Source organism: Mesorhizobium sp. WSM4833 (assembly GCF_055811095.1).
The window spans coordinates 97,453-110,956 of record NZ_JBVVQG010000008.1; the positions used below are offsets into that span (position 1 = coordinate 97,453).

General features: G+C 62.1%; 12 protein-coding genes. 7 read left to right on the forward strand and 5 right to left on the reverse strand.

Annotated elements, in window-relative coordinates; all coding sequences use genetic code 11:
- The first annotated feature begins 91 nt into the window (after positions 1-91).
- Complete coding sequence (gene cckA, locus AC0L2D_RS17545) at positions 92-2,665, forward strand: cell cycle histidine kinase CckA (protein ID WP_024503530.1); 2,574 nt, start codon at positions 92-94, stop codon at positions 2,663-2,665.
- Between the two features lie 86 nt (positions 2,666-2,751).
- Positions 2,752-3,459 carry a purine-nucleoside phosphorylase gene (locus AC0L2D_RS17550; protein WP_473541663.1) on the forward strand — a complete coding sequence of 236 codons (708 nt, stop codon included), beginning with the start codon at positions 2,752-2,754 and terminating at the stop codon, positions 3,457-3,459.
- 9 nt (positions 3,460-3,468) lie between these two features.
- On the opposite strand, the gene AC0L2D_RS17555 is transcribed toward AC0L2D_RS17550, so the two are convergent.
- Genes AC0L2D_RS17555 through AC0L2D_RS17565 form a run of 3 tightly spaced genes read right to left on the reverse strand, consistent with a single transcriptional unit; the run spans position 3,469 to position 7,078 of the window.
- Positions 3,469-4,686 carry a c-type cytochrome gene (locus AC0L2D_RS17555; protein WP_063167924.1) on the reverse strand — a complete coding sequence of 406 codons (1,218 nt, stop codon included), beginning with the start codon at positions 4,684-4,686 and terminating at the stop codon, positions 3,469-3,471.
- Positions 4,683-6,449, reverse strand: a complete 1,767-nt coding sequence (locus AC0L2D_RS17560; RefSeq protein ID WP_473541664.1) for a GMC family oxidoreductase — start codon at positions 6,447-6,449, stop codon at positions 4,683-4,685. The genes AC0L2D_RS17555 and AC0L2D_RS17560 overlap by 4 nt, the downstream gene beginning before the upstream one ends.
- 2 nt (positions 6,450-6,451) lie before the next feature.
- A complete protein-coding gene (locus AC0L2D_RS17565; RefSeq protein ID WP_224619294.1) occupies positions 6,452-7,078 on the reverse strand; it encodes a gluconate 2-dehydrogenase subunit 3 family protein in 627 nt (208 codons plus the stop codon).
- 588 nt (positions 7,079-7,666) lie between these two features.
- Here AC0L2D_RS17565 and AC0L2D_RS17570 point away from each other — a divergent pair.
- Entirely contained in the window at positions 7,667-8,104 is a 438-nt protein-coding gene (locus tag AC0L2D_RS17570) for a VOC family protein (protein WP_063167925.1), read from the forward strand.
- Positions 8,105-8,114: 10 nt separating this feature from the next.
- Here the strand turns inward: AC0L2D_RS17570 and AC0L2D_RS17575 are convergent, their stop codons facing one another.
- Positions 8,115-8,420, reverse strand: a complete 306-nt coding sequence (locus AC0L2D_RS17575) for a ribbon-helix-helix domain-containing protein (protein ID WP_063167926.1) — start codon at positions 8,418-8,420, stop codon at positions 8,115-8,117.
- A gap of 208 nt (positions 8,421-8,628) precedes the next feature.
- Between AC0L2D_RS17575 and AC0L2D_RS17580 the strand changes: the two genes are divergently transcribed.
- The 3 genes from AC0L2D_RS17580 to AC0L2D_RS17590 all read left to right on the forward strand — a co-directional run bounded on the left by AC0L2D_RS17580 (position 8,629) and on the right by AC0L2D_RS17590 (position 11,253).
- Positions 8,629-9,024: a VOC family protein gene (locus AC0L2D_RS17580; protein WP_027161507.1), complete on the forward strand. Its 396-nt coding sequence runs from the start codon at positions 8,629-8,631 to the stop codon at positions 9,022-9,024.
- Positions 9,025-9,105: 81 nt separating this feature from the next.
- Positions 9,106-9,636 carry a hypothetical protein gene (locus tag AC0L2D_RS17585; protein WP_027161508.1) on the forward strand — a complete coding sequence of 177 codons (531 nt, stop codon included), beginning with the start codon at positions 9,106-9,108 and terminating at the stop codon, positions 9,634-9,636.
- A 45-nt stretch (positions 9,637-9,681) separates the two neighbouring features.
- On the forward strand, positions 9,682-11,253 hold the full coding sequence (locus AC0L2D_RS17590; RefSeq protein WP_013531851.1) for a GMC family oxidoreductase: 1,572 nt from the start codon (positions 9,682-9,684) through the stop codon (positions 11,251-11,253).
- A gap of 65 nt (positions 11,254-11,318) precedes the next feature.
- Here the strand turns inward: AC0L2D_RS17590 and AC0L2D_RS17595 are convergent, their stop codons facing one another.
- Positions 11,319-11,732, reverse strand: a complete 414-nt coding sequence (locus AC0L2D_RS17595; protein ID WP_473541665.1) for a hypothetical protein — start codon at positions 11,730-11,732, stop codon at positions 11,319-11,321.
- Positions 11,733-12,044: 312 nt separating this feature from the next.
- Here AC0L2D_RS17595 and urtA point away from each other — a divergent pair, with 312 nt between their 5' ends.
- A complete protein-coding gene (urtA, locus tag AC0L2D_RS17600) occupies positions 12,045-13,355 on the forward strand; it encodes an urea ABC transporter substrate-binding protein (protein ID WP_013531849.1) in 1,311 nt (436 codons plus the stop codon).
- Positions 13,356-13,504: the final 149 nt, after the last annotated feature.

Here is a 13,504-nt window from a genome sequence, read left to right on the forward strand (position 1 = left end):
TGCCGCCCAGGCCTTTTCCGGACTAGGAGAATGTGATTCAACCCGGTACGGGGCGGGTGTCGGAACACCGGAATTCACGAGCAGGGGGCACATGGCCAAGGAAGCGCGCGGCGATTTCTATCCGGTACCGATCGTCGACCAGAATACGCGACCGGGCGCGGTTACCCGGCTTATCATTTTCATCGTCGTTCTGACGGGGGCGGCGATCGTCTTCGGTCTTTTCCGCGAGCGCCTCGGCGATCCTTTCCTGCTCGGCATGCTCGGCGTGCTGGCGATGATCGGCGTCGGCTTCCTGTTCGCGACGGCGATCGGCTTCGTGCAGGTCACGCCACGCTCGACAGGCGACGAACTGTCGAAATCCTTCGTCGATTCGATGTCGCAGGGGCTTCTCGTCACCGACACTAAGGGCCGCGTCGTCTATGCCAACCGCGCCTATGCGGATATGACCGGAGCATCGTCCGCTGCCGACCTGAAGACCGTCGAGGGATTGCTCTCGGATGTCCCCGAAGCCTCGGTGACGATCTATCGCCTGGCGTCCGGCCTTCGCGACGGCCAGCCGGGCGACGGCGAGTTTAGGCTCGCACAGTCCATTCGGCCCGGTGCCGAGCCGGGCGCCCGCTGGTACCGCGCGCGCGCTCGCGCCTTCAGCGTTCCGGGCCAGCGGCTGCCGATGCTGGCCTGGCAGCTTGCCGACATCTCGCAGGAGCGGGCCGAGCAGGAGCGCTTCTTCCTCGATCTGCAGAAGGCGATCGATCACCTCGACCACGCGCCGGCCGGCTTCTTTTCGGCCGACCAGGAGGGCCGCGTCACCTACATCAACGCCACGCTCGCCGAATGGCTGGGCATCGACCTCACCAGCTTCACGCCCGGCGCCGTGTCTCTGTCGGAGATCGTGGCCGGCGACGGCATGGCGCTGGTCCGCTCGGTCAAGGCCGACCCCGGCACCACACGCAACGCGGTGATCGATCTCGATTTGACGACCATGACGGGCGAAGCGCTGCCGGTGCGCTTCATGCACCGCGTTTCGGCCAGCCGCGAAGGATTGAATGGGCCGACACGCACGATCGTGCTCAACCGCACGCAAGGCGAGGATGCCTCTGCCGACTTGCGGGCTTCGGAAGTGCGCTTCACCCGCTTCTTCAACTCGACACCGATGGCAATCGCCGGCGTCGACCACAACGGACGCATCCTGCGCACCAATGCGCCGTTTTTGTCGTTGTTTTCGTCTGTCGTCGATCGCGACGCCGTCGACCGTCGCGTGCGGCTCGACACGGTAATCCACGAACGCGACCGGCCGGCCTTCGCGGCTGCCTTCGAGAAAGCGCAGCAGCGGCAGGCCGACATCGAGCCGATCGACACGCTTCTGCCCGGCAACGACGAACGGCACATCCGCTTCTACGTCAACGCCGTCGCTGACGGCACCGGCGGCGAGGGCGCCGAGGAGTCGGCCATCGTCTACGCCGTCGAGACAACGGAGCAGAAGGCGCTGGAAGGGCAGATGGCGCAAAGCCAGAAGATGCAGGCAGTCGGCCAGCTTGCCGGCGGCATCGCGCATGATTTCAACAATGTGCTGACCGCCATCATCATGGCGTCCGACCTTTTGTTGACCAATCACCGCCCGTCGGACCCGTCCTTCCCAGACATCATGAACATCAAGCAGAATGCCAACCGGGCGGCTTCGCTGGTGCGGCAGCTTCTGGCCTTCTCGCGCAAGCAGACATTGCGGCCGGAAGTGCTCAACCTGACCGACGTGCTCGCCGATCTCAGGATGCTGCTGGCCCGCCTTGTCGGCAACGACATCAAGCTGAAGGTCGACCATGGCCGCGACCTGTGGCCGGTCAAGGTCGATATCGGGCAGTTCGAACAGGTGGTGGTGAACCTTGCGGTCAACGCGCGCGATGCTATGCCGGCGGGCGGCGATCTGACCGTGCGCACCCGCAATGTGACCGCCGAGGAGTGCAAGGCCTTTTCCTACCGCGAACTCGCCCCGGCGGACTATGTCGTGGTCGAAGTCGAGGACACCGGCAGCGGCATCGCGCCCGACGTGCTGAAGAAGATTTTCGAACCCTTCTTCACCACCAAGGAAGTCGGCAAAGGCACCGGCCTTGGCCTGTCGATGGTCTACGGCATCATCAAGCAGACCGGCGGCTTCATCTTCTGCGATTCCGAAGTCGGCAAAGGCTCGACTTTCCGCATTTTCCTGCCGCGTCACATCGCCGAAGCGAAAAAGGCAGGCGAGCCCGGCGATGCGCCGGCGGCGCCGGCAAAGGTCGCCGATCCGGCCAAGGATCTGTCGGGCTCGGCCACGGTGCTGCTCGTCGAGGACGAGGATGCCGTGCGCATGGGCGGCATGCGGGCGCTGACCTCGCGCGGCTACACCGTGCACGAGGCGTCGTCGGGCGTCGAGGCGCTGGAAGTGTTCGAGGCGCTGGGCGGCAAGGTCGATATCGTCGTTTCCGACGTGGTGATGCCGGAAATGGACGGGCCGACGCTGCTCGGCGAATTGCGCAAGCGCCAGCCCGACATCAAGTTCGTCTTCGTGTCCGGCTATGCCGAGGACGCATTCGCCAGAAACCTGCCGGCAGATGCGCATTTCGGCTTCCTGCCCAAGCCGTTTTCGCTCAAGCAACTGGCCACGATCGTCAAGGACGTGCTGGAGTCCTAGAGCCTTCCCCATGTTCCTCCTTGCGCAACGCCGTGACAACGCCATGATTGAGGGGTGAACGGCAGGAAGGCTTAGGGGAGCAACCGGTGACGCCGCACAACGAAGCGGACAAGGACGACTATGCCGACACGGTGTTGTTGCCGGGCGACCCGCAACGCGCCGAATGGATGGCGCAAACGTTCCTGGAAGCGCCGCGCTGCATCAATCGCCGACGCGGCACGCTTGGCTTCACCGGCTTGTTTCGTGGCAAGTCCATCAGCATTCAAGCGACGGGCATCGGCGTTTCATCGTTTCTGATCTATGCACATGAACTGCTGGACCATTATGGCGCCCGGACCCTGATCCGTACCGGCACCTGCGGCAGCCTGACCGCAAAGGCAAAGCTGCGCAGCCTTGTCATCTCGCAATCGGCACAGGCGGAAAGCGCCCAGAGCGGCCAGGTTTTCGGCCTTTATGGACCGGCTGGCCCGGACCCGGCGCTCCTCGCATCGTCACGGGCCAAGGCGGTAGAATTTGGCATCGACCATCATGTCGGCCTGACGGTCTGCAGCGACATCTTCTATCACCCGGATGGGCGTGCCCGTTTTGCCGATGCACGGGCGCAAGGAGCCCTGGCCGTGGATATGGAAACCAGCGCGCTCTATGGCATATCGGAGCATTTCGGAGCACGTGCGTTGTCGATGTGTGTCGTGGTGGACAACATCGAGACCGGCGAACAGACCGACTATTCCGAGCGCCAGGCGCTTTTCACCGACATAAGCCGTCTGGCGCTGGCCGTCGCAGCAGAGAGCTAGAGTACGGGTCTACTGGGTCAATCCCTTGCGTACGGCGGCGACATCGCCGGACGAGACTGCAGGAGCCGCGTTGCCCCAACTGGCGCGCACATAGGTCAAGACGTCGGCGACCTCCTGGTCTTTCAGGCGCCAGGCCAGGGAAGGCATGGCGGGCGTCGTCGGTGCATCGGCCGTGTGCACGGCCTGGCTGCCGGCAAGGACGAGCCGGGCCAGTGTTTCGGCACTGCCCTGCGCGACGATCGAATTGCCGGCAAGGGAAGGGAAAAGCGCGCCTGACCCGGCACCATCTCCACCATGGCAGGCCGAGCAATTGTCGCGATAGATTGCCTCGCCCGCGGTCATCCGTGTTGCGTCAGGCTTTGCCGGTTGGGCGCTGTCGACATCCGAGCCCAGGCTCTTGAGGTAGACTGCAACCGCCTTGAGATCGGGATCGGTCATTTTCGACGTGGAGTTCTCGATGGCCTCCGCCATCGGACCGGAGGCAATCGAATGCGCATTGACGCCGGTCTTGAGGTATTTCACCAGATCCTCTTCCGACCATTTGCCCAGGCCCGATTGCGCATTGTTGGTGATGTCGGGGGCAAACCAGCCCTGCAGGGAGGCACCTTGCAGGAACTCGCTGTCCTTATCGGCGCCAAGGAAAGATTTGGGCGAGTGGCAGGTGCCGCAATGGCCCGCGCCCTGGACGATATAAGCGCCGCGATTCCACTCCGCCGACTTGGAGGGATCCGGCTGAAAGCTTGCTTCGGTGAAGTTGAGGGCATTCCAGCCCAGCATCGCCAGCCGGATGTTCAACGGGAACGGCAGCTGATTGGCTTCGACCTTGTTCGATACCGGTTGAACCGTCGTCAGATAGGCCCACAAGTCGGAAATGTCCCGATCGTTCATCCTGGTATAGGCGGGGTAGGGCATTGCGGGGTAGAGCCGCACACCATTGTGGCCGATGCCTGACTTCATCATGCTGCGGAAGTCGGCTTCCGACCAACTGCCGATGCCCGTCTCGCGGTCAGGCGTTATGTTGGGCGGCACAAGCGCGCCGAACGGCGTTTCGAGCGGCAGGCCGCCGGCCAGCGGTTTGCCCTCGGCTCGCGTATGACAGCCTGCACAGTCGCCGAGCACCGCCTGATACTGTCCACGTATGATCTGGTCCGCCTGGTCGGCACTCCATGCCGGGCCGCCAGTGAGGGCCGCAGCACCGATGGCGAGCGTGAGAACGAGCTTGTTCATGCCTGCACCAGGGGTGCACCGGGATTGCGCAGATATTGATTGCGGATGGCATCGGCGGCGCGGAAAGCGAGCGCGCCGACCGTTCCTGTCGGATTTTTGCCGGCATTCTGCGGGAAGGCCGACGCACCGATGACAAAGACATTGGGGACGTCCCAGCTCTGGAGGAAGGTGTTGACCGCGCTCTTCTTCGGGTCCGTTCCCATGATGGCGCCGCCCGTATTGTGGGTGCTCTGGTAGGGGACGCTGTCCCAGCCTTTCTTGCGGCGGCTGACGGCGTACTGCTTGCCGCCGAGCGCCTTGGCGATTTCCTCCATCCGGTCGCAGACATAGTTCGACATGCGGATGTCGTTGTCGGGAAAATCGAACGTCATGCGCATCAGCGGCCGCCCGAAACGGTCCTTGTAGGTCGGGTCGAGGTCGAGGTAGTTGTTGCGCGTCGCGTAGCTGCTTCCCTGGGACGAGTAGCCAAGCGTGCTCTTGTAGCCCTCGACCGTTGCCTTCTTCCAGGCGCTGCCCCATTTCGGCGTGCCGGGCAGGGTCGGCCTGGTTCCGATCGGGCGCCCGTTGGTGGGAATGCAGTTGATGCCCGCACCGCCGACGAAGTCCAGCGCGCCGTGGTCGAATGCGTCACCATTGTAATCGTCGATCGTCTGGCCGAGCGCGCCTGCGGCGATGAACGGGTTGAAGTTCTTGTCGTCGAAGAACACCTGCACGCCGGCGTTTGTCTGGTAGCAGTAATTGCGCCCAACCGTTCCTTCGCCGCTGCCGGGGTCGTAGATCTTGCCGATGCCGGACAGCATCATCAGCCGGGCATTGTGCAGGCCGTAGGCGCACAGCAGCACCAGATCGGCCGGCTGGAAGTACTCCTCGCCTGAGGTATCGACGTAGGTCACGCCGCGCGCCGACTTGCCTCCGGGAGCCAGATCGACATGCAGTACCTCGCTGTCGGTGCGGACTTCGAAATTGGACTTCTTCATCAGCACCGGAAGGACGGTGGTCTGGGCGCTCGACTTCGAATAGTTGGCACAGCCGAAGCGTTCGCAGAATCCGCAATAGGTGCATTGACCCATGGCGATGCCGAGCGGGTTGACATAGGCCCGCGACATGTTGGCGGATGGGGTCGGGAAGGGATGCAGGCCGATCGACCGGCCGACCTCGGCGAACAGGGTTGGCGCGTAGGTCATCTGCATCGGCGGGTTCGGATAATCCCGCGACCTTGGATCCTCGAACGGATTGCCGCCTTCCTGCAACTGCCCCCTGATATTGCCGGCCTTGCCCGAGATGCCTGCCAGATACTCGAACTGGTCGTAATAGGGCTCCATCTCCGCGCCGGTCACGCCCCAGTCCTCGACCTGGAGATCGGCGATTCTCGATGCACCATATTTCTTGGTCAGATTGGTCTTTATCTGAAAGTCTGAATCCCAGAACCGCCAGGTGTGGCCGTTCCAGTGGACGCCGGCGCCGCCGACGCCGTTGCCGGGGAGGAAGGAGCCGAAATCGCGCATCGGCAGCGCCTTCTGCGATGGGTCGTTGCGCACCGTCATGGTTTCCACGGCGGGCTGCAGGAAGAGGTCGCGCCGGATGCTGTAGCGCAACTCATCCTGCGCGTAGCCGATGTTGAAATCGGTTGCCGTATCGCGCCAGGGGCCGCGTTCTATAGCCACCACGTCCAGGCCCTGATCGGTCAATTCGTGGGCCAGAATGGATCCCGTCCAGCCGAGGCCGACGATCACGACGTCTTTGCGAGGCAGTATGTTGGTCATGATCAGGCGCCTTTGCCGAGCCATTCGGGGCGCCCGATGATCGAGACAGGCGGCTGCGGATATGGCTGATTGTGTTTGCTGACATGGTCGCGGTAGTCGTAGCGGGCGCCTGGAAAACCAAGCATGCGCCACGAGACCATGTCCTTGTTGCCGCCATAGACGGGGTCGGCAAAGAACCCCTCCATGGTGTTCTGCAGCAGAAGCCCGAAGAAACCCGGCCCCTTGACGCCATTGGGCAGGTCGACCTTCCCGGCCTCCATAGCCGTCAGGAAGGCATCCTGTTCGGCCGGTGCGAGCTCGACGAATGTCTTGCCGTCCCGCTGTTTCAGGAAAGCGTCGATGGCGGCAAGCCCGGTGCGGTAACGCTGCGCCGGATTGGCCTCGCCCTGATAGCCCTGGGTGGGCAGTCCAGGCAGAAACGGGCCTTGCGTGTAAAGCCGGCTCGACGCACCGAACGCCCCCATCAACTGCCTGTCGATATAGACGGCGCAACCGGCTTCCTTGCCGCCCATGCTGAGTTCGTCGGCCGGAATGATGCGGTCGACGATCGCCTCGACTAGAGCTGCTTCCTGGGCCGAGAAAAAGTGCCAGCCGCCTGCCACGACCTGCGTCGGTGGATCGGATGCCATTGGCGTCCAGGGCAAAGTGCCCGAGAACGATCGCGCAAAACCGGCCGATGTCGCGGTTGCCGTAAACATTGCGACCGAGGACAGGAAAAGACGCCGATTCATTCGGACAGGGTTGCGACGGTTCATATTAGGAATCTCAAAAATAAGAGAGCGCGCTTGGGAAGTGATGCCCAAGTATTCATGACAACGATAGTTAGGTTAAGCCGCAGATCGAATGCCGATAGACTGCGAGATGAAAATGACCTCGTCAACCACATCACAAAATCGTTAGCGAGGGTTTGGTCTACTGTCGACCAGGTCTGCTTGTGCTGTTGGAAGCCGGTTTTCGCCCGGAACTTGGGCTGCAGCATCGCCTCTTGCAGAGCGTCCTGGCATACGCGGCCGGATACTGGACCGATAGAAACAGCATCGTGCCATCAGGCATGAATCAGGGACAGCCACACACCGGCTGGCGTTCGAGGTAGTGGTCGACACCAGGGCGCCACCGCGACGTATCACGAGGCGTTCCGGACCCCTTGATCATACCTGCTCAGCTGGCAAGCAGCCTAATGAGTTTACGACCTGGACGACGCCTTGTAGACTGAACACATGGCGCTCAAACGGATGGACAACATAGGAATCGTCGTCGATGACCTCGAAGAGACGATTGGTTTCTTTGGCGAGCTCGGCCTTGAGCTCGAAGGGCGGGCCACGATCGAAGGAGAATGGGCCGGACGTGTCACTGGACTGGGCGATCAACGCGTCGAGATTGCCATGATGCGGACGCCGGACGGCCACAGCCGGCTCGAACTGTCCCGCTTCCTCACGCCGCCTGCCGTCTCGGATCACCGCAACGCCCCGGTTAACGCCCTCGGCTACCTCCGCGTCATGTTCGCCGTGGACGACATTGAGGGGACGCTTGAAAGGCTCCGCAATCGCGGTGCGCGGCTCGAAGGCGAAGTTGTCCAGTATAGAGACGTGTATCGGCTCTGCTACATTCGAGGGCCCGGAGGGCTTCTCATAGGGCTCGCGCAAGAACTAAGCTGAGCGCAATGCGCTAAGCGGCCTGCCGCTTCGGCACCATCTGCTCATCCATCCCCGGCCGATGGCCGCGCAGATAGAGCGCGCAGGTGGTGCGCAGCATCGACGCAAAGTTCGGGATGGCGCCGTTGATCTCTATGGCTTCGTCATAGAGCTTGGAGATGAATTTCGGCGTCGTCAGGTTCTGGTTTTCGGCGATCTCGTCAAGCAACGCCCAGAACGTCGCTTCGAGCTGGATGCTGGTCGAGTGACCGTCGATGCGAATCGAGCGGTTGATCTGGCGATAGCCTTCGGGGTCCTGGCCCGCAAACACCCTGCACATCCGACAAACCTCCCATGATTGTTGGTCTTGGGTGGACGGGCGTCCAGTTTGATACTGCTTGACCTGTCCCCACACGTATTCTCGGGCAAAATTGCCGGTCCGGCAATCGGACTTTCGTCCCGTTCGCGGCTGCGGGCGTGGTAACCGGCTGCCACCACCTTTTGTCCGCGCCGCGCATAATCGCCTCCACACCAGCGCGGAGACTGATTTGGCCAAGGCGATCCACAGTATGATCCGGGTTCTCGACGAGACCCGATCGGTCGATTTCTACAGAAACGCCTTCGGGCTCAATGTCGCCGACAGGCTGGATTTCGAGACGTTCACGCTCCTTTACCTCAGCAATGCCGAGGCAGGGTTCGAGCTCGAACTGACCGTGAACAAGGATCGGCAGGAAGCTTACGGGCTCGGCGACGGCTACGGTCACTTCGCTGTCTCCGTCGCCGACCTCGACAGCGAACATGACCGTCTCGGTGCGCTTGGCCTGAATCCGAAGAAGATCGTCGAGTTCAACCGCGACGGATCGCTGATCGCCCGCTTTTTCTTCATCGAGGACCCCGATGGCTACAAGATCGAGGTTCTGCAGCGCGGAGGTCGCTTCCAATAGGAGACATAGCAGTCGCGCCGGCAGGTGCGGCGCCAGCAAACGCACTCTCAACAGTGCACATAGCAAGCAGGGAGGAATAAAATGGTCACGATCTATGACGCGAAGCCCGGGCTTTCCCGTCGCGAGCTTCTCAAACGCGGCGGCATCGGCGCGCTGCTCGTCATCTCCGGTAGCGCCGTCATCAGTCCTGAACATGCCTGGGGGCTCGAGACATCGGCACTCAAGCCCGAAACCATGGCGACGCTGATCCAGATGGCGCGTGACATCTATCCGCACGATCAGGTGCCGGACAAATACTACGCCATTGCCGTGAAAGGTCATGACGAGCAGGCCGGCAAGGACGCCGCCTACAAGGCGATGCTCGAGGATGGCATCGCCGACCTCGACAAGAAATCCGGTGACGGCGGCTATCGCGGCCTCGGCTGGGAAGACCAGCGCGTCGGCGTGCTGAAGCAGATCGAGGCGACGCCGTTTTTCCAGGCCATCAGAGGCGGCCTTGTGGTCGGCCTCTACAACCAGAAAGAGGTGTGGCCGATCTTCGGCTACGAGGGCGAGTCCTATTCCAAGGGCGGCTACATCGCGCGCGGTTTCGACGACATCGAGTGGCTCTGAACCCGTCGTTCCTGAACCCGCAAACAGAAATCATGGGAGGAAACCATGGCAGCTTCATTTGATCTGAACAACGACGGCGTGGTCGTCATCATCGGTTCGGGCGCCGGCGGCGGCACACTCGGCAACGAACTTGCCCAGAAGGGTGTCGACGTCGTCATCCTGGAAGCCGGCGCGCGCCACGAATACGAGGATTTCGTCAATGACGAGTGGGGTTCGTTCGCCCAGCTCGCCTGGACCGACAAGCGCACCACGTCCGGCGACTGGCGCGTGGCAAAGGATTTTCCGAACCTGCCGGCCTGGATCGTCAAGTCGGTCGGCGGTTCGACCACGCATTGGGCGGGAGCCTCGCTGCGCTTCCAGGAGCACGAGTTCAAGACGCTCTCGACCTATGGCAAACTGGAAGGCGCCAACCTGCTCGATTGGCCGATCACGCTGGCCGAGATGGAGCCCTACTACGCCAAGGCCGAGGCCAAGATGGGCGTCACCGGCACCAATGACTGGCCGCGGCTGCCGGGCAACAACAATTTCAAGGTGTTGAAGGCCGGCGCCGACAAGCTCGGCTACAAGGAATGCCACACCGGCAACATGGCCATCAACTCGGTCGATCGCGACGATCGTAATTCCTGCCAGCAAACCGGCTTCTGCTTCCAGGGCTGTAAATGGGGCGCCAAATGGTCGACGCTCTACACCGAGATCCCCAAGGGCGAGGCGACAGGCCATCTCGAAGTCAGGCCGAATGCCATGGCGATCAAGATCAACCACGACGCCAGCGGAAAGGTGACCGGCGTCGTCTACGCCGACAAGGACGGCAAGCTGCAGGAGCAGAAGGCGCGCATCGTCGCGGTTGCCGGCAACTCGATCGAGAGCCCAAGGCTGCTGCTCAATTCGGCGTCGGGAAAATTCCCCGATGGGCTTGCCAACTCGTCGGGCCAGGTCGGCAAGAACTACATGCGCCACACCACCGGCTCGGTCTATGCCATCTTCGACAGGCCGGTGCATATGTATCGCGGCACCACCATGGCCGGCATCATCCGCGACGAGGCGCGGCATGATCCGTCGCGTGGGTTCGTGGGCGGCTACGAGTTCGAGACGCTGTCGCTCGGCCTGCCGTTCATGGCCGCATTCCTCGATCCGGGCGCCTGGGGGCGCTCGTTCACCACCGCACTCGATCACTACGACCACATGGCCGGCCTGTGGATCGTCGGTGAGGACATGCCGCGCGCGGAGAACCGCATCACGCTGCATGCAGACGAGAAGGACGCACACGGCATGCCGATCGCCGACGTGCATTTCGACGACCATCCGAACGACACGGCGATGCGTAACCACGCCTACAAACAGGCTACGGCACTTTACGATGCGGTCGGCGCCACCCGCACCTTCCCGACGCCGCCCTATCCCTCGACCCACAATCTCGGCACCAACCGGATGAGCGAGAAAGCGGAAGACGGCGTCGTCAACAAGCACGGCCAGGCGCACGACATCAAGAACCTGTTCGTGTCGGACGGCAGCCAGTTCACCACCGGGGCCGCCGAAAACCCGACCCTGACGATCGTGTCGCTGGCGATCCGCCAGGCCGACTACATCGCCGCGCAGATGTCGGCAAAGACGATCTAGTCACATCCTCCCGACGGACTGCTGGCGCGGAACCCGCAAGGTTCCGCGCCTTTTTCTTGCCGCCCTTATTGCTTGGTGCAGGTCGATGCGGTGAAGGCGCCGTCGGGTTGCTTCATGATGATGTCGAAGGAGGGCACGGTTTCGCCGTCAAGCGTCGCCTGGGTCAGCGACAGCGAGTTGCCGCCGGCGGTGTAGCCGCCCAGTGGTCCCAGCCAGGAAATCACGCGGTTCGCATCCATTTGGTAGTTGTACCCTTGCTGAGCGGGGCCGAAGCCGCCGAGGCTGGTGTAGACAGGGCCGCTGTAGACGTTCCCCTTGATGGTGATGTCGCCGAGGCTGAGGAACATGCCAAGCAGGTACACTTCGCAATGATAGGTGCCGTCAGGCATCTTGCCATCGCTGAAATCGGCTCGCGCGGCTCCGGTTGCTGCGGCCAGAAGCAGTATGCCGATGAAAAAGCGTGAAATCCCTGAAATCATGACGTCGCTCGTTTGAAGAGCGAGCTTGCCCTATTTTTGCACCGCGCCGCAACATCGGTCGCCCAATGCGCCGCTATTCAGATCAAAATCTAGGCAGTCTGGGAGAATGAGCGAAAATTAGGCAAAAACTGTGTAAGCTGCGCAAATTTCCCTCAATCGATTTCTGGCCGGCTCTCTTTGTTTTGGAAGCCCTATGTTCCAAGGCGCTGATATCTATGAACTATTTGTACCCTTTCGGGATCTCTGGAGCGGTTGGCATGGGGGTTGCATTGTAGTGTTGCGGTGCAATCAACTAGCTTGGGAGTCCGTAATATGAGGGGTAATTTCTCGACAATAACAAAAATGTTTTCGGCTGGTGCGGTCGCCGCCGGCCTGTTGATGTCGGCTCCGGCCAAGGCCGCCGACGACACGATCAAGGTCGGCATTCTCCATTCGCTCTCGGGGACCATGGCGATTTCGGAGACGACACTGAAGGACGCCATGCTGATGCTCATCGACGAGCAGAACGCCAAGGGCGGCCTGCTCGGCAAGAAGCTCGAGGCGGTGGTCGTCGATCCGGCTTCCAACTGGCCGCTGTTTGCCGAAAAGGCGCGCGAACTGATCTCCAAGGACAAGGTTGCGGCGGTGTTCGGCTGCTGGACCTCGGTGTCGCGCAAATCGGTGCTGCCGGTGTTCTCCGAACTCGACAACATCCTGTTCTATCCGGTCCAGTATGAGGGCGAGGAGAGCGAGCGCAACGTGTTCTACACGGGTGCGGCGCCGAACCAGCAGGCGATCCCGGCGGTCGACTATCTGATGAGCGAGGACGGCGGTTCGGTTAAGCGCTGGGTGCTGGAAGGCACCGACTACGTCTATCCGCGCACCACCAACAAGATCCTCGAGGCCTATCTGAAGGCCAAGGGCGTGGCGGCTGAAGACATCATGGTCAATTACACGCCGTTCGGCTTCTCCGACTGGCAGACCGAGGTTTCGGCGATCAAGAAGTTCGGTTCGGCCGGCAAGAAGACCGCCGTCGTCTCGACCGTCAACGGCGACGCCAACGTGCCGTTCTACAAGGAACTCGGCAACCAGGGCATCAAGGCCGAGGACATTCCGGTCATGGCCTTCTCGGTCGGCGAGGAAGAGCTTGCAGGTCTCGACACCGCGCCGCTGGTCGGCCATCTCGCCGCCTGGAACTATTTCGAGAGCATCGATACGCCCGAGAACAAGAAGTTCATCGCCGACTGGCACAAGTTCATCAAGAACGACAAGCGCACCACCAACGACCCGATGGAGGCCCATTATATCGGCTTCAACATGTGGGTGAAGGCGGTCGAGAAGGCCGGCACCACCGATCCGGACAAGGTCATCGACGCCATGATCGGCGTGTCGGTGCCGAACCTGACCGGCGGCTATTCGACGATGATGCCGAACCACCACATCACCAAGCCGGTGCTGATCGGCGAAATCCAGGCCGACGGCCAGTTCGAGACCGTGTCGCGCACGCCGGGCCTGGTGATGGGCGACGAATGGTCCGACTATCTGCCTGATTCCAAGGACCTGATCTCGGATTGGCGCGCGCCTCTGTCCTGCGGCAACTTTAATGTTGCCACCGGCAAGTGCGGCGGCAAGGGCACGAACTGATCCCTCCCAGGGCTGACCCAGTCAGACCGCGCGCGTGCCGGCCGGGTGCACCCCCCGCCCGGCCCCCCCCAGAACCCGAAAGGGGTTGCACAAAACCCAGACCGTTAAACCCCCCGGGGTGGTTGGGGTGTTTCTGGGGGGGCCCCAGT

Coding starts and splice junctions, on each gene's coding strand:
- urtA (WP_013531849.1), top strand. CDS start 12,045: ATGAGGGGTAATTTCTCGACAATAACAAAAATGTTTTCGGCTGGTGCG.
- cckA (WP_024503530.1), top strand. CDS start 92: ATGGCCAAGGAAGCGCGCGGCGATTTCTATCCGGTACCGATCGTCGAC.
- AC0L2D_RS17570 (WP_063167925.1), top strand. CDS start 7,667: ATGGCGCTCAAACGGATGGACAACATAGGAATCGTCGTCGATGACCTC.
- AC0L2D_RS17585 (WP_027161508.1), top strand. CDS start 9,106: ATGGTCACGATCTATGACGCGAAGCCCGGGCTTTCCCGTCGCGAGCTT.
- AC0L2D_RS17555 (WP_063167924.1), bottom strand. CDS start 4,686: ATGAACAAGCTCGTTCTCACGCTCGCCATCGGTGCTGCGGCCCTCACT.
- AC0L2D_RS17590 (WP_013531851.1), top strand. CDS start 9,682: ATGGCAGCTTCATTTGATCTGAACAACGACGGCGTGGTCGTCATCATC.
- AC0L2D_RS17595 (WP_473541665.1), bottom strand. CDS start 11,732: ATGATTTCAGGGATTTCACGCTTTTTCATCGGCATACTGCTTCTGGCC.
- AC0L2D_RS17560 (WP_473541664.1), bottom strand. CDS start 6,449: ATGACCAACATACTGCCTCGCAAAGACGTCGTGATCGTCGGCCTCGGC.
- AC0L2D_RS17565 (WP_224619294.1), bottom strand. CDS start 7,078: ATGGCATCCGATCCACCGACGCAGGTCGTGGCAGGCGGCTGGCACTTT.
- AC0L2D_RS17575 (WP_063167926.1), bottom strand. CDS start 8,420: ATGTGCAGGGTGTTTGCGGGCCAGGACCCCGAAGGCTATCGCCAGATC.